The organism is Pseudoalteromonas sp. 2CM37A (genome assembly GCF_023161885.1).
GTDB lineage: Bacteria > Pseudomonadota > Gammaproteobacteria > Enterobacterales > Alteromonadaceae > Pseudoalteromonas > Pseudoalteromonas atlantica.
In genome coordinates, this window is sequence record NZ_JALNTJ010000002.1 from 616,085 (window position 1) to 635,000 (window position 18,916).

An 18,916-nucleotide genomic window follows, 5' to 3' on the forward strand; every position below is an offset into this window, starting at 1 on the left:
AAAATGTAAAAACTGCATGTCATCTACTTTAGCACTCAAACTAATTGAGAATTATGACATTATTTACTCATACAAAGGCGATCCCGACCCGTTTTCTTTGCTTCATAAAGGGCGTCATCTGCTCTGTCGAATGCTTTGAGCGGTGTATCGCCTTTTTTAAATTGTGTAGCGCCTAACGAAATGGTGATTTCTATTTCTTTTTCTCTAAATTTAAAAGGAATATTTTTAATCACTTTTCTAAGTTTTTCAAGCGGCTGCGCTGCGTTCAACAACGAAAGCCCAGGCATTAATAAAACAAACTCTTCTCCGCCGTAGCGGGCTATAAAATCAGACTGCCTTACTGATTTTTGCAGCGCCTTTGCAATAACTTGTAAGGTTATATCGCCTGCAGTATGACCAAATCTATCATTAATTGACTTAAAGTGATCCACATCAATAACCACTAGGGTAACATCCGAGGCTTGGACATTAAATAAGTGAAGCTCGTGATTGTAACGTTCATCAAAAGCCGCTCTGTTAGGAAGTTTTGTAAGGCTGTCGAGTAAACTTTTAAAGCGTTGCTCGTTTAGGCGTTTTTTATATTTGGTTAGTTTGCCTTCTAAGCTGCCGATTCGCTCGTTAATTTCATCAAAGCTGGCAATCAGCGTTTCGCGGTCTTTTCTTTCTAGCTGCTCTTTAGCAATAAAGTCTTGGCTGAGAGATTTTAGCTCGTTATCAACTAATTCTTTTAAAGAGGAAATAGACGTAGCAGATTGGGTTTGCTCGTTTAAATGCTTTATTTTTCCTTCAATACGTTTATTTAGTGTATCGAACTCTTCCCCCATTGACTTAGAGTGCTGGCTGGTAGATACAATTGATGAGTGCAACTCTTCTAATGTTTGGTTAAGCGAGACTAAAAAGCTTTGTGCCGATTGGCGCTCTTTACTGATATTTTTGACCACGATGCTTATTATATTTAAAGCAGCTTGCAACAGGGCTTCTAAATTATCGTTTTCGGTAATTGTATTTTTTATTTGTTTAATTTGTTCAGTCGATTCATCCTCTAATACCAGCTCATTTGCAAGCTCTAACAGCTTTTTAGCCATACGAGGAGAAGCATTGGTACTTGTTTCATCCGTGATTGAAAGCTTGCTATGCAAAGCATGGTGATAAAAGTTAATAAGCTGATTTAATATCGGGATGTAGTCGTGCGTAGACTGTACATTATTAATTTCGTGGTCGAGTAAATGTCTTAAGGTGCGGCGGGTATCATCTGGTAAGCCTTTGGTTTTTTGTAAAAGCTTACCGGCTGTTTGTACGCTCGAAAACAGCTCTCGCTGATGGGCTGTTTGTAACGCCTCTTGGTTTTGGAGTAATAATAAAATGTCATCTATTAAAGGGGATAATATTTCAAACCCGACACCTTTATTTAGCGAACTTCTAAATTTGGCGAGTTTATTATCAAGCTCAATATCAAGCCCTTTACAGCTTAAAGACAGTTTTGCAGTTAGATTTGATAAAGTATCAACTTGGAGCTTACGCGCATTTTCAATGGCTACCCTTGCTTCAATTGCTTGCTTTAACTTTTTATCTACAGCGTTAGAGTTTTCAGACACCTAAGCATACCGCCATCGTATTAATTACATTACCTTCAGTTTACAACAAAATCATATTAAGTGTAGTTATCTAATTAAAAACTTAGCATTTTTACTTAGACCCTGCATGTAAACTGAGCTATTAGGTTGTTTGTCGTTTTTAATTCACTTTTAATTTATGCCTTGTTAGGCTTATTTCAAATAATAAGTAACCTTGAGTCATTATGAAAAAGCGTTTTGTCCTGTCAATGTTAGCGGCCTGTTGTGCAGCCCCTGCGTTAGCCGATGTAAATTATTCTTTAAGTATTACACAGCCACAACATCATTTAGGTAATGTAAGTGTAGAGTTTCCAAAGTCGGCGCAATCGCATATCGATGTTAAATTGCCTGCATGGCGTACTGGTCGCTACGAAATATTAAATTTAGCCAATGGGGTACGTTACTTTGCGGCCACAGACGACAATGGCAATGCATTAAAATGGGAAAAAATTAATCACAGCACATGGCGAGTGCATTTAGCTGAGCCAACACACGTGAATATTGATTACCAAGTATATGCAAACGAGTTAGGTAAACGTGCACGCCACATAGACGATAGCCATGCGTTTATTGATGCATCTGGCTTTTTTATGTTTAGTGAATCGTTTCGCCAAGAACCAGTTACCGTAGATTTAAAGGTGCCTAAAGCGTGGCGCTCTGTATCAGGCATGGAAAATGCGAGTAATAAACACAGTTTTAAAGCAGCAGATTACGATGTACTGGTAGACTCACCAATAGAAACAGGAATTAACAAACTTCATAAATTTGAAGTAGATGGCCGCCAATACGAGTTAGTTATATGGGGCGAAGGCAACTACGATGAGCAACTAATGCTTACTGATTTAAAAAAATTAGTGACCACAGGTAATGTTATTTGGGATAGCTACCCGTATGAGCGTTATGTATTTATGGTGCATGCCACATCGGGTGCTGGCGGGGCTACTGAGCATTTAAACTCAACCATTATACAGCGCCCACGGAATCGTTTTGGTAGCCGCGAAGACTACTTAGGCTTTATAAGTACCGCCGCGCATGAATTTATTCATACCTGGAATGTAAAAGCTTACCGCCCTAAAGGGCTGGCGCCTTATGATTACACCAACATGAACTACTCAAATTTATTATGGATTTCGGAAGGTTCTACTAGCTACTTTGAAGATCATCTATTAGTGCGATCAGGCATAGAAACCACCGATGAGTTTTTTAAAGTGATGAGTAAAACGATTAATCGCCACTTACAAACACCAGGTCGAGAAGTACAAAGTGCCAGCGAAACAAGCTTTGATAAATGGATAAGCCAAGGCGGCGACCACGCGCGTAATTACAGCACCAATATATATTTAGAGGGCTCATTGCTTTCTATGTTGTTAGATATACATTTATTAGAAACAACCCAGGCAAAAGTTAATTACCGCCAAGTACACAATGCTTTATACAACAAGCACACGTTACCACAAGGGTTTACTGAGCAAGATGTACTGGCAATATTAAAAGACCTAACAGGTGAAGACTACACAACGTGGTGGCACGATAACGTGAGCACCCCAGCTAATATAGATTTTGATGCTTTATTAGGTAAAGTTGGCTTAGAGCTTACTCGCCCTGAGAGCGCTAAGCCATTAGCAAGCATTGATGCAACTGCAAAAAATAGCGGTGAGTTATTAACGCTCACCCACGTTCGCAGAGGCGGAGCAGCATGGCAGGCGGGCCTCACAACAGACGATAAAATTGTGGCGGTTAACAAGCAGCATGTTGGAAAAGATTTAAAATCGAGCTTAGAAGTATTTAAAGCGGGAGAAAAAGTCACTATCGATTTTATTCGTCGCGATGCGCTCCAATCGACAACCCTCGTTTTATCGCAAGATTATGATAAACCTAAAAAGGTGGTTGCTGATAAAAATGCAACTTTATCTCAACGGGCCTTATTTAAAGCATGGATGGGGGTAGAGCACCCAATTAATGTGCAAGCTGATTAACATAATAGCGTTTTATTAAAGGAGCTTTGGCTCCTTTTTTATATCTTATGCAAAGGTATATCACTTAAAAACCAACCTAAAAGTGCTAATTTTAAGAGTACGTCCTATTATTGTGTTAATAACGACTCTAGGTTGCGTATAAATGAAGTCATTAAAAACCACTCAAATCCTCTCACATCAATTTGTGCTTAACGATCCGCTGCATCAGTTATTTGATGCGATACACAGTATTTCTGTGCAAGGATACGATGAGCAGCGCCGCGTTATTTATTGGAATAAAGGCAGTGAGCTGCTTTATGGCTATACAAAAGAGTACGCAACCGGAAAAAAACTAGAAGATTTAATTATTCCGCCCCCAATGCAAGATGCGGTTATAGATGCTCATCGTGAGTGGCTCATAAACGATATCGAAATACCCGCGGCTGAGCTTACATTACAGCATCAAAATGGCAGCAATGTTACTGTGTTTTCAAGCCATGTTATGTTTACAAATCAGCATGGGGTAAAACAGATGTACTGCATAGACATAGACTTGAGCGATGTAAAACAAGCACAAGCGCAAGCTATGGATAAACAGCAGATGCTCGAAAAAGTATTTGAAGCCATTCCTGATTTGTACTTTTTACTCAAACCGGATGGCACCATAGTTGATTACCATGCAAATGATTTGAGCAACTTACATTTACAGCCTGAGCAATTTTTAAATAAATCGATGTTTAGCGTATTGCCCTATACTGTAGCCAAAATGTTTAAAGACAATATTCAAGAGCTGTTAATTCACAAAGGTAATGTATGCTTTGAATACGAACTTTTAGTACCCAAAGGCGTGTTGTATTTCGAAGCGCGAGTGAGTTATTTACATCATTCAGACCAAGTAATGGTGATAATTCGCGACATAACAGAGCAGCATGAGTCAAACAAACTTATACGTAAACAAGCCTATTACGATAGCTTAACGCTACTCCCTAATCGTTTTAATTCTTTAAAACGACTTACTCAGCTGATTAACACTGCGAGCGAAAAAAACATTTTAGCCGCTGTTATTTTTATCGACTTAGATGACTTTAAAAAAGTAAACGACACACTCGGGCATGAAATTGGCGATTCATTACTTATCAGCGCCGCTAATAAATTGAGTCAAATAGTTAATGAAAACGCGACCGTAGGCAGGTTGGGGGGCGATGAATTCATTATTTTACAACCAGAGCTACACAGTAAAAAACAGCTAGATGCGATTGTTACACGCTTACTTAAAAGCTTTAGAACCCCCTTTGAAATAGATGGCCGCGAATTGTTATTAACGTTAAGTATTGGCGTGGCTTTGTACCCTGATAATGGGGTAACAGCCTCTGATTTATTACGCCATGCAGACACCGCAATGTACCAAGCAAAAGCGCTTGGCAGAAACACCTACGCCTGCTTTACCAGCGAAATGAATACCGCCATAAAAAGGCGGTTAGCAATAGAAGCGCAGATGCATGTTGCTCTTGAGAAAAACGAATTTGAATTGTATTTCCAACCTAAATGCGATGCTAAAACACTTAAAATAATTGGGGCTGAGGCGCTATTACGCTGGAACAATAGTGTGCTTGGTAAGGTTATGCCCGATGAGTTTATTCCGTTAGCAGAGCAAACAGGTTTAATTATTCCTATTGGAAAGTTTGTTATTGAGCAGGCATTAGCATTTTTAACGCAGTGGCAGGCAAGCTCTCAACAAAACTACAGCATGGCAATTAATTTATCTCCAAGCCAATTTAGAGATTCAGAGCTGCTAAGTTTTATAGCAAGCACGTTAGAAAAAACCGGAGTAAGTGCTAAAAATGTCGAGCTTGAAATAACCGAAGGCGTGTTAATGAGCGTACAAACCAATATTACAGAATCGTTGCATGCACTTAATAAGCTCGGTATTAAACTATCTATGGATGACTTTGGCACAGGCTACTCATCGCTTAGCTATTTAAGGCAATATCCGTTTGAGGTATTAAAAATAGATCGCAGCTTTATTTGTGGTATTACCGAAAACCAAGAAGACTACAGCTTAGTTAAAGCCACAATTGCAATGTCGCATAGCTTAGGCTTAAGTGTGGTAGCTGAGGGCGTAGAAACATCAGCACAACAAAAACTACTAGCCGAGCTAAATTGCGATTTGATTCAAGGTTACTATTTTAGTAAACCGCTGCCTGCGCTACAGTTACTTGATTTTAAAGCGTTATAAGTACATTTATTATAAGTGTTAACCTAAAACCCATTGAGCTTTAAATAGCGTAAATTGAGCCGCCCAACGCATTTAGTATTTAAACCCTTTAGCCAAATAACGCTACGCATTAATATGATAGGCTTTACTGCTACTGCTTTGGTATTTAGATAAAACAAAACCTACGCAGTGAAATACAACACCCACTAGATTGAGTAAAACTCATCCCGCAAACTTTAATACCCCTGACACTCATAATTCATTAATTTAATTCATGTGCATTTTATAAGCTAATGATGCTAGGTTTAATCATCACAATATTGAAGGAAATAATTATGAAACTAGAGTCATTAGCACTGCACCATGGTTACGAGTCTGAAGAAACCACTAAATCAGCAGCAGTGCCTATTTATAATACCTCATCTTACACGTTTGATAATACGCAGCATGGCGCTGATTTATTCGACTTAAAAGTACCAGGCAATATTTATACCCGCATAATGAACCCAACCAATGCCGTACTTGAACAGCGTATTGCTGCAATGGAAGGGGGCATTGGCGCGCTAGCGGTAGCCTCGGGCATGGCAGCTATTACCTATGCTATTCAATGCTTGTGTGAAGTAGGCACTAATATTGTGAGCACCAGCCAAGTATATGGCGGTACATATAACTTATTTGCTCATACGTTACCGCGCCAAGGTATTGAAGCACGCATGATTAAGGCTGATGATTTTAGCGCCTTTGAAGACGCGATTGATGATAATACCCGCGCAGTATTTTGTGAGTCCATTGGTAACCCGGCAGGTAATATTGTCGATATTGAGCGTTTAGCTAATATTGCTCATAGTAAAGGGGTGCCACTTATTGTTGATAATACTGTGGCTACCCCGTATTTATGCCGCCCATTTGAGCTAGGTGCCGATATAGTGGTTCATTCACTGACAAAGTATATAAACGGACACGGTACAGCTATTGGCGGTATGATTGTTGATTCAGGTAAATTTGATTGGAAAGCCAATGCCACACGCTTTGCAATGATGAATGAGCCCGATCCGTCTTATCACAATGTGGTCTATACCGATGCCTTTGCAGAAGCAGCCTTTATTGGTCGTTGTAGAGTAGTGCCACTTAGAAATACCGGTGCAGCACTTGCGCCCAAAAACGCATCTGACATTTTAATTGGCCTAGAAACCTTAGGTTTACGAATGGATCGTCACTGCGAAAACGCGCAGCAACTGGCTGAATACTTAGAAAATCACCCTAAAGTACTTTGGGTTAACTACGCTGGTTTAACATCAAGCCCATATAATGCAATGAGCCAAAAAATCACCAGTGGTAAAGCCTCAGGCATTTTAAGCTTTGGTATCGCGGGCGGCCTTGAAGCAGGCACGCGCTTTATTGATGCGCTTAATATGATCTTGCGTTTAGTTAATATTGGCGATGCTAAATCGCTGGCTTGTCACCCAGCGTCAACCACGCACCGCCAATTAAATGATGAAGAGCTTGCAAACGCAGGTGTGAGCCGTGATTTAATTCGCCTGTCAGTCGGTATTGAAAACATTGCCGATATTATTGCCGATGTAAGCCAAGCGCTCGATAAAGCATAGTTATAAAATTAAGAACCTTGCGTGAGTAAAGAAGGTGCTTTTGTAGCGCCTTTTTTATTAGGTTTAATTTGCTTGGTTTGTTTTATAAATGCATTTGTATAAAGTTTATTTAAAACGCCGCTGTGTAATTGTTGAAACTTACGTTTAAAAAAAGCTTTTTTAACCTTGGTTTTAGTAGCGCAGCTTGCAATATCGCTCTGTATGTCTGTATTTTGCGAAACAGGGTATGGCATAAGCGAAAAACCATTTACGTGGGTTTCCCAAATATGCTGTAAGTCGCAATCTACAGGGCGGCCAAATTGGGCTGTGGCTTTAAGTAATTGCTTAGCCCCTTCATAGCTTATTGCCGTAGCACAACAGCCGGTCATTAGCTTTATATGTATGACTAATTGCTGGTGGTTATTTAGGTTTTGCTGATAGGCAATAGGGCGAGTGCGGTTTTCATAAGCGGCGAGTTTGATAAGCTGCCAGGGCTGCTGTAGCTGCTCAATATTTTTTATCGCATTATGAATGCTCTCATCAATATAAAAGTCATCCTCGAGCACAATCGCGTAATCTAGTTTTTCATCAACTATTTTTTGCCATGCTTTACGGTGGCTTAAATAGCAGCCAATTTGGCCATTGCTTAGCGGATAGTGATACTGCTGTTTATTTAATTGCGGGCTGTAATGTAGGAGCTTTTGTTGTGTACTCAATTGTGCGCCATCTACGGCATCAATCCGTTCAAATGACAAGTTAACACGTGCCAGTTGCGTTTGAGTATTTGCGAGTCGCTGCGCGGAGCGCGCTAAGTTTATTACAAATAATGCTGCCATGATGTTCACCCCCTACCGTTTTTAGCAATACTAAAGGGGGGCTGTTACACGCAAGTGGCAAATTTATGGCTTTTTTAAGTCAGCTCGCGGCTGCGCTAAAATGGCGTTTTTTTCTTCTTGGCTGAGGATGATCCAATCAAATATTTCTTCATTAGTTCGCCCGCAGCCAGTGCAATAACCGCTGCGGCGCTCACATATGCCTAAACAGTCTGTTTTTAACTTAGTGTTTGAGTGTGTGGGTTTTTGCATTTAATTTCCTAGCGGTGGAGCAATTTCAAAACGGGTAATATAGCGCGTTCTGCTTTGAGAGGTAAATAAGGTGATAACTGGATGAACTTCATCCAAAACAAAGTTACTACTGATTGAAGTTGCTGACTCTTTCGTATTTTCGTACCAGCCTTGTGACGCTACACATTGACGTATTTTATCCACTGTTTGTATATGTAGATTTGTGGCATGGGCTTGTTTGTTTTCACTCGTGCATTGATAACTAAACTGCTTATTATGTTGAGTAATAGTGCAGGTAGTGCCTATAAAATGGGTATTAGCGTGCCACTGGTTTATAAAATCATTCCCCACTTTATTTGCTTTTACTACATTAAAGCCATTAGCGTGCGCATTAAGTAATGTGTTTAGTGGGCTACATGTGTTTTGCGTTTTTACTATTTTAGGCGCAGGGGCTTTTTGGCTTACACAACCTGTTAATAACAATAAGGATAAGGCTGTGATAATTGATTTATTCATAAGCAACGCTAAAAGAATTAGATAAGCTGCACCATACGCAACCTATGTAAAAAAATAAATACCATAACGTAAAAAGGCCCATAAAATATGGGCCTGTAAATGCGCTAAAATAAAGCAGCTGTATTATTTATGGCGACCTTGCAAGCATTTTACAACGTCTTCAAGGGCTAAGCCTTGGCGTTGGAGTAATACAGTAAGGTGGTAAATTAAATCAGCCGATTCATTAGTAAGCTCATCGTTATCGTGTTTCATTGCAGCAAGCGCTACTTCTACGCCTTCTTCGCCCACTTTTTGACAGCTACGGCTTAAGTCTTTAGCAAATAATGAAGCGGTGTAGCTTTTTGCTGGGTCGTCGTTTTTACGCTCAACAATCACATCTTCTAATTGCGCTAAAAAGCTTAGGCTAGGTTTTGCATCATCACCAAAGCAGCTTTGTGTACCTAAGTGACATGTTGGGCCTTCTGGGTTAGCCAGTACTAAAATTGAGTCGTAGTCACAATCGGTATGCACTGATACTACGTTTAAGTAGTTTTCTGATGACTCACCTTTGGTCCATAAACGTGACTTTGAACGCGAGTAAAAGGTTACTTTGTTACTTTCAAGCGTTACCTTTAGTGCTTCTCTATTCATGAAGCCTTGCATTAAAATAACACCAGAGCGAGCATCTTGAACAATCGCAGGGATCATTTCGCTTTTAGCAAAATCTACTTGAGTTTGGTTTTGTTGTGTTACTTGCATAGTCTTGCTGCCACTTGGTTATCAGTTAAAAATTGTTTTAATTCGCCAATGTTAATCACATTTTTGTGAAAAACGCTTGCTGCTAATGCGCCATCGACTTCGCTTTGTTTAAATACATCAACAAAATCTTGCATACTGCCTGCACCGCCTGATGCGATTAAAGGAATATTACATAATGCGCGCATTTTACTTAGCTGCTCATTGTCGTAACCGTTACGTACGCCATCTTGGTTCATACAGTTTAAAACAATTTCGCCTGCGCCTAAGTCTTGTACGCGTTTAACCCATTCTTCGGTTTTGTAACGTGTACGGCTTGATGCATTAGGATCGCCGGTTAATTGATACACTAAATACTCGCCGGTCACTTCATCGTAAAAGCTATCAATACCTACAACTACACATTGCTTACCAAATTCATCGTGTAGCTCTTTTATAAGCTCAGGGCGGGCAATAGCAGGGCTGTTAATACTTATTTTGTCAGCGCCACGCTCTAGTACACGTGCTGCATCGGCTACCGATTTAATACCGCCAGCCACACAAAATGGAATATCGATGTGGCGGGCAATGCTCTCTACCCAATTTACATCAAGTAGGCGTTTTTCAACGCTTGCGCTGATTTCATAAAAAACCAGTTCATCGGCGCCGGCATCGCTGTAGGCTTTTGCCATTGTTAAAATATCGCCCACTATTTCGTGGCCTTTAAATTTAACGCCTTTTACTACTTGGCCGTCTTTTACATCTAAACACGGGATTATGCGTTTTGATAACATGCCAACGCCTCCTCAACACTAAATGCGCCATCAAGTAGTGACTTACCTAAAATAACACCACCTACACCAAGCTCTTTAAGCTTTTTAATGTCATCAAGAGAACTCACGCCACCCGAAGCTTGTACTTTAATGCTGCTGTTATGGCGAGTTAAATCTTCGTAAAGCTCAAACGATGGGCCAGTCATGGTGCCATCTTTACTGATGTCCGTACATAAAAAGTCAATAACGCCTAAGCTTACATAAAAATCTACAAGCTCAAGTAAACCAAACTCAGATTCACTTAACCAACCGTGCGTAGCAGGTGCCCAGCCAGTGGCTGTTTTATTTACATCAAGGGCAATAACAAAGTGCTCGGCGCCAAATTGTTCAATCCAGGCTTTTACTTGCTCGCGTTTTTCTACCGCCATAGAACCAATAACAACTTGGTTAGCACCGGCTTTTAGCCAATCGCTTACATCTTGCTCTGAGCGAATACCGCCGCCCACTTGATACGGTACGCTAAGCGCTTTAGTTGCAGCTTGAATATGTTGCCACTGTTTTTTACTTGGATCGCGTGCGCCTTCTAAATCTACAAGGTGTAATTTACCTGCGCCGCTGTCGGCGTATTCTTTTAAACGTGCGCCAAGCTCAAAAGGGTAAAACTGAGCGGTGTCGTACTTACCTTGGTATAAACGAACAATTTGATTTTGTAATACGTCTAATGCTGGAATAATCACAAATAATCTCTTTATTGTTGGTTAATGGGCCGTTTATAACTGCCAATCAACAAAATTTTGTAATAAACGTGTGCCTACTTTTGCACTGCGCTCTGGGTGAAATTGCATGCCAGCGTAGTTGTCTTTTGCAACAATGGCTGAAAAGGTTTGGCCGTATTCGCCGCTTACAAGTGTTGCATCGTTTACGGTGTGCGCAAAGCTATGTACAAAGTACACTTGCTCGTCTTGTGTCAAGCCTTTGGTAAGTGCATGCTCTTTATTTACGCTTAAGTTATTCCAACCCATATGCGGCGATGTTAAGTTGCCAACATCAAGGGCTTTTACTTGCCCTGGTATTTTACCTAAGCATTGTACGTTACCTTCTTCGGTGCTTTCGCACAGTAACTGCATACCTAAGCAAATTCCCATAAGTGGGCGCTGGTATTCGTTTATAGCTTGTTGCCAGCCGTTATCTACAAGGCGTTTCATGGCAACTGATGCATGGCCAACGCCTGGTAATATTGCACGCTCAAAACCAGCTAATTGCTCTGGTGAGGTAATGACTGTTGGCGTTTGACCTAAGCGTTCAAAGGCAAAACGAACTGAATTTATATTGGCACACCCGGTATTAATTATGGCAATCATAAACATCCCTTAGAGCTGGCTGTTTGTTGGGTCGTGTCTTGTGCTACTGCCATACGAAGGGCACGTGAAAACGCTTTAAATAAGCCTTCTACTTGGTGATGACAGTTACCGTCGCTCACCGATAAAATAAGGCTAATAGCGGCATTATCGCTTAAGCTTTTGAAAAAGTGCTCAACCATTTGTACGTCTAAATCGCCGGCTTTTTCGCGGCTAAAGTTAGCGTTTAATACAAATGAAGCGCGGCCCGATAAATCAATTTGTGCTTCAGCTTTACACTCATCCATTGGCAGCGCAAAACCATAGCGCGCTATTTGCGATTTAGTACCCAGCGCTTGTCTAAGCGCAACACCTAGGGCAATACCTATGTCTTCAACAAGGTGGTGCTCGTCTATGTGTAAATCGCCTTTCGCTTTAATATTTAGACCAATGTTGGCGTGGGTGCGAATTTGATCAAGCATATGATCAAAAAAGCCAAGGCCTGTTTCAATGCTACCGTTTTTAGTTTGATCTAGGTTTATGGCTACATCAATTTGGGTTTCTTTGGTGTTACGCGTAACACGGCCTTCACGGTTGGCAGTTGTAAGCTTTGTAACAATGGCAGGCCAGCTGCCATCATACAAAATGCCTTCACAACACAAGTTTTGAGCAAGGCCAATATCGGTTTGACGATCGCCAATCACGTATGAGCGAGCTAAATCAACTTTGCCAGAGCGCATAAGTTCAGTTAATAAACCTGTTTTAGGTTTACGGCAATCACAGTTTTGCTCGTCAAAGTGTGGACAAATCAATACCTCGTCAAAGCTAATGCCTTGGCTTTGCAGTATGTCCATCATTTTATCTTGAGCTATATCAAAGTCAGCAGTCGGGAAGCTGTCTGTGCCTAAGCCATCTTGGTTAGATACCATTACTAAGCGGTACCCTGCGGCTTGTAATTGTAATAAAGCCGGGATAACACCAGGTAAAAACGCTAATTTTTCTAGGCTGTCTACCTGTTTGTCGGTGATTGGCTCTTCAATTATGGTGCCGTCACGGTCAATAAATAAATAGGGGTTACTCATGATACTTCTTGTCCTGATAAAAGAGGTGAGGTTGCTGGCTTATCAAGGCCATCTAACCAAATTTTTACTTGCTCAAGTTCTTGCTCATTACCAATGGAGATACGTAACCAATCGTCTTCACCGTATAGGGTAAACGCGCGCATCACTAAACCTTGTTCAAGTGCTACTTTAAAGTAGTTTTTGTCGGCTAATTTTAAGGTAACAAAGTTACCTTCACCAGTGAGAATTTTTAATGCAGCTGGGGATGCGTTTAACCACTGTACAAGCTTAGCTTTTAAACTATTTAAAATAGTCACTTGGCGGCGCATTGATGTAATTGCATCAGGCGCAATTGCTTGCGCAGCAATACTTGCTACCACACCCGATACCGGATACGGCGCAATCACTTTACGAATAGGGGCAAGTACGCTGTCTTGTGCAAGTGTAAAACCGGTTCTTAACCCTGCAAGCGCAAACGCTTTAGACAAAGTGCGCAGTACCACTACATTACTATATTCGTTAATCAGCGCTGTAGCACTTTGCTCAGGGCAAAACTCAATGTAGGCTTCATCAACAATAACTAAGGCTTTACCGGCAAGGGCTATTGCCAGTGCTTTTACTTTTTCAAGGGGGGTTATGCTACCGGTTGGGTTATTTGGATTACAAATAAACACCAATTTTGAGCTGTCCACTGCCTCAACTATTTCATCAACACTGCCATCAAGTAATAACGCTTGGGTTAAGCCATTGATTGCAACGTTGTGCGTATCAGCGGTTACTTTGTACATACCGTAGGTTGGCAAAAATAACGCAATGCTGTCTTTTGCAGGTTCGCAGTAGGTACGTACTAAAAGCTCAATGCCTTCATCGGCGCCGCGCGTCATTAATACGCTTTCGCTTTCAAGCTCTGCATACGCAGCATAGCGGTCAATAACCAATTGCGGCTGTGGATCTGGGTAGCGATTTAAATCTTCAATACTCAGCTCAATATTTTTAGCGTACGGGCTTTCATTGGCATTTAACCACGTTGACCCTGTTAGCTTTTCACTTTTAGCAGAGCTATAGGCAGCAAGAGCTGCAATATTTTGTGGTAATAAGCTTGTCGCTTGTGCGCTCTCATTGCTCATTTTTAATTGCCTCTAAACGAATTGAAACCGCATTTGCGTGTGCATCAAGGCCTTCTGCATCTGCTAGTGGCAAAATAGCTTTTGACAGCTGTGTTAGGCCACTTTTACTTATAGTTTGTACTGTGTAAGTGCGGAAAAAATCAAGCAAGTTTAAGCTTGAATAGGTTGCACTGTAACCGTAGGTAGGTAACACGTGGTTAGTACCCGATGCGTAATCGCCCGCTGATTCTGGCGTGTAGTCGCCAACAAATACCGAGCCTGCATTTCTTACTTTATCTAAGTAAGGTGTTGAATCTGCTAATTGCAAAATTAAGTGCTCAGGGCCATATTGCGCTGATACGTCAAATGCTTGCTCAACAGAGTCGACTAAAATAAGTGATGAATTAGCCAGAGCTTGCTCGGCTGTATCTTTGCGGCTTAATTTAGCAAGCTGGCGTGTAAGTGCCTGCTGCGTTTGCTCAATGATGCTTTCGCTGTTACACAATAAAATAACTTGCGAGTCTGCGCCGTGCTCAGCTTGCGAGAGTAAATCTGCCGCTATAAATTCTGGGTTTGCACGCTCATCTGCAATAACTAGTACTTCAGAGGGGCCTGCTGGCATATCGATTGCCATTCCAGGGATCGTTTGCGCAACAAGCTGTTTGGCCATCGTTACAAAGCTATTACCTGGGCCAAAAATTTTGTTCACTTTAGGCACTGATTCAGTTCCGTAGGCCATTGCGGCTATAGCACCTGCGCCACCACTTTCAATTAAAGTTGTAATGCCACATAACTTAGCTGCATATAATATCGCAGGGTTAATGCTTTCATCACCTTGCACAGGGGTGGCAAGTACGACGGTTTTAGCACCACTTAATTGTGCAAGTACACCTTGCATAATAACCGATGATGGCAGTGGAGCACTGCCACCAGGTACATAAATACCCACAGCTTCGATGGCCTGATATTTCAGTTCACATTCAACGCCAGGTTGGGGTGATAACTTAATATCTTTAGGCAATTGCGCTTCGTGAAAACGTTTAACGTTTGCATAAGCGGTGTCAATTGCGTATTTAAGCTCTGCGCTTAGTGCTTGCTCTGATGCGTTTATTTCATCAAGCGGTACACGTAAACGAGGGGTAGCTCTATTATCAAACTTTTTAGCCATATCAAGTAAGGCTTTATCACCTTGCTCTTTCACATCGCTCATAATTGTTTGGCATATAGCTTCAATCTTGGCGCTGGCAGAAACCGCAGGGCGCATTAGCGCCGCTGCTTGTACTTGTGAAGATTCCTCATTCCAACGAAGCATGGTACTTACTCCATCATTTTTTCAATTGGCATTACTAAAATAGAGTTAGCGCCTAGGGCTTTAAGCTGCTCCATTGTTTCCCAAAATAATGTTTCGCTGCTTACCATGTGAAGCGCTACGTACTCTTCGTTACCAGCAAGTGCAAGTAGAGTAGGTTGGCCAGAGCCTGGTAAAATTTCGCAAATTTCATCAAGTTTAGTTTTTGGCGCGTGTAGCATAATGTATTTGCTTTCTTTAGCTTGTTTAACACCACGAAGGCGCGGCATAAGCTTATTGATTAGCGCTAGTTTGTCTTCATCTTGCAGGTCTTTATTTTGAATTAAACACGCGTTTGATTCTAAAATTGTATCACCTTGAATCAAGCCGTTCGCTTCAAGCGTTGCACCGGTAGAAACTAAATCACAAATTGCATCTGAAAGGCCGGCACGTGGGGCTACTTCTACTGAACCTGTAAGCATTACAGTACTTGCATTAATGCCTTCGCGCTTTAACCACTGCGTTAAAATTTCTGGGTAGGTTGTTGCAATACGCTTGCCTTCAAACCAGCTTTTATCACGTGGGCCAAGCTCTTGTGGCCATGCAAGTGCAAGGCGGCAGTAACCAAAGTCTAGTTTTGCTAGTTTGCTAACTTCGCTTGGTACACCTTGGCGTTCACGTTCGGCTTGTACTTCTACTAGTACGTTTTCGCCAACAATACCTAAATCACAAACACCGTCCATTACTAAGCCCGGAATATCGTCATCGCGCACACGAAGCACGTCAATTGGCATATTGGTTGAGTGTGCAATTAAGCGTTGCTCACGTAGGTTTAATTTAACACCTAGCTGCTTTAGTAAATCTTGACAATCTTTAGACAGACGACCGCCTTTTTGGATGGCGATACGTAGACGATTTGTGTTACTCATTATTCATTTTCCTTTAATTTAAAAACTAAAAACCCCGAGGGGAACCTCAGGGCGAAAATGAATCAATGTGTTTTGAATCGCCAGAGGTTCCTTTTAGGAATAACCTCTCAGCGAAAGACCTGACAGGTTATTCCGGTGAATGGTGGTGATGATGTACTGTTGTCAGGTTTAAGCGCATTTTTGTATCCTATTTTACTTACCGCTATTTAGTGAGCGTTAAGCTTTAATCTGTTTCAATAAATTTCGCATTTATAAAAACATAAACCGCCTAGCTTAGGCAAGTTTTTTTTTACCAAATTAAAGCATATCTTATAACTGCCGATAATATTGAGAGCTAAACAGTATTTTTAGTTGTTTTAATGTTTAAATTGTAGGCAAATTGGGCTTTATTGGTCAATTTATCTAATTTTTAATAAACAAGTTAAGGAGGGGGCTATGGATATAATGATCCCTTTTTTAGGGAAAATTTCGCGGTTAGAGCTTGAGCCTAAAAGTACATTTCATATTGCAGGTGTGCAAAATATGCCACAAGCGCAAAAAATTAAGCTTGAAAATGAAAAAAAGCAGACACTCAACAAAAAAAGATTAGCGCAGGCGCAGGGCAAAAAAAGTGCAAGTGCAGCTAATGAAAAAGCAATTACTGTAGATGATCAAGGGAATAAACATTTAGATACATGGGCATGATCTAAACCCTTAATAGTAAAAAGCCACGCACAACTTTTTACTATTAAGGATGTGTTTGCTAGCGTTTTTTAGCTTTAATAATGTAAAAGCTAAATATAACAGCTACGGTAAGTTGCGCTATAAAGCCTTGCCACGTAGATTTTAAACCCAGTAGTGCAATATCAAAGTTTATCGGCATTACACTAATCGCGACTAAATCAGCCTCTTGTAATGCAATGACAGCTTTACCCATTAATACAAAGGCTAGTGCAAATAATAAATAAGTTGTATACGCAAAAAACTTAGCAATAGGTAACTTAATCGAATATTTAACTAACACCCATGCAATAAGCGCTAATAAAACCACACCCAATGCAAACCCAATAGCCACCGATGAATACTGTGCTTGCGAGCTTTGCGTTAATAACGACTGATAAAATAATACCGTCTCGAACACTTCACGATATACCGCTATAAACGAGAGACCCGCGAGCCCCCATAGTGTGCCAGACTCTAATCGCGTATTAATATTTTGCTGAATATATGCCTGCCACTGCTGTGCACTGGTTTTACTGTGCATCCATACCCCAACATATAGCAAAATAATAGCTGCAAATAGGGCGCCTATCCCTTCCATTACTTCGCGGCTGGCACCACTTATTTGTATTAATGTTTGCGCTACTGCCCATGTTAAGCCACCTGCTATAAGGGCCATTACCCAGCCAATATGAACGTATTTAAGCGCATCCTGGCGTTTGGTTTTTATAAGCACCGTCATTAGCGCAATAACAACTAATAGTGCCTCTAGGCCTTCGCGCAGCAAAATAACTAAACTGGCTGATAGCAAGGCGCCATCGCTGAGTGTGGTGTCATTAAGTAGGTTGTTTGCTTTTGTTAATTGTGCAAGTACAGCATTAACTTGCGCACCGACAAGCTCGGTGTTTTTTTCATTTTTGAATGTGTTACGTAAGTTCATCAATTGTACTTCAATGTTTTTACGCAAGCTTTCATCGTATGCATTTAAGTTATTTTCTATCAGCTCAAAACCATCTAAATAGGCACTGATAGCCAGTTCGCTGGCTTTTGCATATTCACCATTAGCATGTGCATTTTGCGCTGCAATAAGTTGCGAGCGTGCAACGCTAAGTGGCTGAGCTTTGTTTTTAAATAAGTGTTCTGGATTACCGCGTAGCCACTTAATAAATTGAACTTGGGCAGGGGATTGATTTTGTGAAAGCTGCGCAGGGTTAAGATTAATGATGTCTGAAGTGCTGATTGTCTGGTTATTGTGTTGCGGCTTAGTTATATCTTGAAAAGCTAAACTGCCTACATAAAAGGCGAGTGACCAACGTTGTTGCTCATTAAATTGGCTAAAAGCAACCATTGGCGTATCGTCTATGCCATTGGATACAGCTTCATATAATCCCATAATTGTGCGATTTGTGGCTCGCTCTTTATCCATAAAGTTGGTGGGCTGTGGTGTTAAACCTTTAGCAAGTGGTCCATCACCTTGTCCATTTATGCCATGGCACATAGAGCAGTTTTCTGAAAAAAGTGCCTTTGTTTGTTTTAGGGGTAATAAAGATGAAGGCAAAGAAAGCTGCGGCATAAATTCAAGCAAAGACTCCCTAAGCTTTGAGCTGGCAGCACGAACACTTTGTACGCTTTGTTTATTTATAATGGCGTTATGTAAGGCGCCAGCTTGTATTTTTATATGACTGTATTGATTATTAGCACTGCTTAACTGTGTGGCTAGCGTGCTTATTAAATTTGCAAACTCAGACATTTCTTGAAATTCGTCTTTACTAAGTACCTCGCCTTTTTGCACCGCGCCAACGTAATCAACCCCTACGTACTCTGCAAGTTGTGATATTTGTTTAATTTTAGCTTGCTCAGCAGGCGTTGAGGCAAAAGCAGAAAAACATAAAAAAGTGAGTAAGAACAAAGGAAAGAGAAAAACGTGGCGACGTGTAATGCCATAAAATAACGAAAAAACACTGGTATACTTACTGGACATAATTAGCCCTATAAAAAACATTTAAAATTAAAACTATTTTTATTACGCTTAAAATAAATAAAACCGTGCTAAAAATAAT

At 40.8% G+C, this 18,916-nt stretch carries 17 protein-coding genes; 4 read left to right on the plus strand and 13 right to left on the minus strand.

The annotated features are described in order from the left end of the window. Positions 1–59: 59 nt before the first annotated feature. Positions 60–1,595, minus strand: coding sequence for a GGDEF domain-containing protein (locus MTF68_RS06435; protein WP_248462028.1), 1,536 nt, complete (start codon positions 1,593–1,595; stop codon positions 60–62). Between the two features lie 203 nt (positions 1,596–1,798). Here MTF68_RS06435 and MTF68_RS06440 point away from each other — a divergent pair, with 203 nt between their 5' ends. From MTF68_RS06440 to MTF68_RS06450, 3 genes are all read left to right on the plus strand, one after another. Beyond that, a complete protein-coding gene (locus tag MTF68_RS06440) occupies positions 1,799–3,589 on the plus strand; it encodes a M61 family peptidase (RefSeq protein ID WP_248462029.1) in 1,791 nt (596 codons plus the stop codon). A gap of 142 nt (positions 3,590–3,731) precedes the next feature. Next, positions 3,732–5,804: a bifunctional diguanylate cyclase/phosphodiesterase gene (locus tag MTF68_RS06445; RefSeq protein ID WP_248462030.1), complete on the plus strand. Its 2,073-nt coding sequence runs from the start codon at positions 3,732–3,734 to the stop codon at positions 5,802–5,804. Between the two features lie 314 nt (positions 5,805–6,118). Next, positions 6,119–7,390 carry an aminotransferase class I/II-fold pyridoxal phosphate-dependent enzyme gene (locus tag MTF68_RS06450; protein ID WP_024031738.1) on the plus strand — a complete coding sequence of 424 codons (1,272 nt, stop codon included), beginning with the start codon at positions 6,119–6,121 and terminating at the stop codon, positions 7,388–7,390. Positions 7,391–7,398: 8 nt separating this feature from the next. Here the strand turns inward: MTF68_RS06450 and MTF68_RS06455 are convergent, their stop codons facing one another. The 11 genes from MTF68_RS06455 to hisG form a co-directional block, all read right to left on the minus strand. Continuing rightward, the gene (locus MTF68_RS06455) at positions 7,399–8,205 is read right to left on the minus strand and encodes a glycosyltransferase family 25 protein (RefSeq protein WP_248462031.1); all 807 of its coding nucleotides are present in this window, start codon (positions 8,203–8,205) and stop codon (positions 7,399–7,401) included. A 63-nt stretch (positions 8,206–8,268) separates the two neighbouring features. Continuing rightward, positions 8,269–8,454, minus strand: coding sequence for a DUF1289 domain-containing protein (locus MTF68_RS06460; RefSeq protein ID WP_024031736.1), 186 nt, complete (start codon positions 8,452–8,454; stop codon positions 8,269–8,271). Next, positions 8,455–8,949 (minus strand): hypothetical protein, encoded by a 495-nt coding sequence (locus MTF68_RS06465; RefSeq protein ID WP_248462032.1) that lies wholly within the window; start codon positions 8,947–8,949, stop codon positions 8,455–8,457. 123 nt (positions 8,950–9,072) lie between these two features. Then, positions 9,073–9,687 (minus strand): bifunctional phosphoribosyl-AMP cyclohydrolase/phosphoribosyl-ATP diphosphatase HisIE, encoded by a 615-nt coding sequence (gene hisIE / locus MTF68_RS06470; RefSeq protein ID WP_248462033.1) that lies wholly within the window; start codon positions 9,685–9,687, stop codon positions 9,073–9,075. Next, on the minus strand, positions 9,678–10,457 hold the full coding sequence (gene hisF / locus MTF68_RS06475) for an imidazole glycerol phosphate synthase subunit HisF (RefSeq protein WP_006793443.1): 780 nt from the start codon (positions 10,455–10,457) through the stop codon (positions 9,678–9,680). The genes hisIE and hisF overlap by 10 nt, the downstream gene beginning before the upstream one ends. Then, positions 10,439–11,173, minus strand: a complete 735-nt coding sequence (locus tag MTF68_RS06480) for a 1-(5-phosphoribosyl)-5-[(5-phosphoribosylamino)methylideneamino] imidazole-4-carboxamide isomerase (RefSeq protein WP_248462034.1) — start codon at positions 11,171–11,173, stop codon at positions 10,439–10,441. Before MTF68_RS06480 ends, hisF begins: the two co-directional genes overlap by 19 nt. Positions 11,174–11,206: 33 nt before the next feature. Further along, on the minus strand, positions 11,207–11,797 hold the full coding sequence (hisH, locus tag MTF68_RS06485; RefSeq protein WP_004586382.1) for an imidazole glycerol phosphate synthase subunit HisH: 591 nt from the start codon (positions 11,795–11,797) through the stop codon (positions 11,207–11,209). Then, on the minus strand, positions 11,794–12,855 hold the full coding sequence (gene hisB, locus MTF68_RS06490) for a bifunctional histidinol-phosphatase/imidazoleglycerol-phosphate dehydratase HisB (RefSeq protein ID WP_248462035.1): 1,062 nt from the start codon (positions 12,853–12,855) through the stop codon (positions 11,794–11,796). The genes hisH and hisB overlap by 4 nt, the downstream gene beginning before the upstream one ends. Beyond that, positions 12,852–13,961, minus strand: a complete 1,110-nt coding sequence (hisC, locus tag MTF68_RS06495) for a histidinol-phosphate transaminase (protein ID WP_248462036.1) — start codon at positions 13,959–13,961, stop codon at positions 12,852–12,854. The genes hisB and hisC overlap by 4 nt, the downstream gene beginning before the upstream one ends. Next, positions 13,951–15,252 carry a histidinol dehydrogenase gene (gene hisD, locus MTF68_RS06500; protein ID WP_248462037.1) on the minus strand — a complete coding sequence of 434 codons (1,302 nt, stop codon included), beginning with the start codon at positions 15,250–15,252 and terminating at the stop codon, positions 13,951–13,953. Before hisD ends, hisC begins: the two co-directional genes overlap by 11 nt. Positions 15,253–15,257: 5 nt before the next feature. Beyond that, positions 15,258–16,157 (minus strand): ATP phosphoribosyltransferase, encoded by a 900-nt coding sequence (gene hisG / locus MTF68_RS06505; protein ID WP_004586378.1) that lies wholly within the window; start codon positions 16,155–16,157, stop codon positions 15,258–15,260. A gap of 435 nt (positions 16,158–16,592) precedes the next feature. On the opposite strand from hisG, the gene MTF68_RS06510 reads away from it, so the two are divergent. Next, the gene (locus MTF68_RS06510) at positions 16,593–16,841 is read left to right on the plus strand and encodes a hypothetical protein (RefSeq protein WP_024031729.1); all 249 of its coding nucleotides are present in this window, start codon (positions 16,593–16,595) and stop codon (positions 16,839–16,841) included. 58 nt (positions 16,842–16,899) lie between these two features. Here the strand turns inward: MTF68_RS06510 and MTF68_RS06515 are convergent, their stop codons facing one another. Further along, positions 16,900–18,837, minus strand: a complete 1,938-nt coding sequence (locus tag MTF68_RS06515; protein ID WP_248462038.1) for a cytochrome c/FTR1 family iron permease — start codon at positions 18,835–18,837, stop codon at positions 16,900–16,902. Between the last annotated feature and the right edge of the window lie 79 nt (positions 18,838–18,916).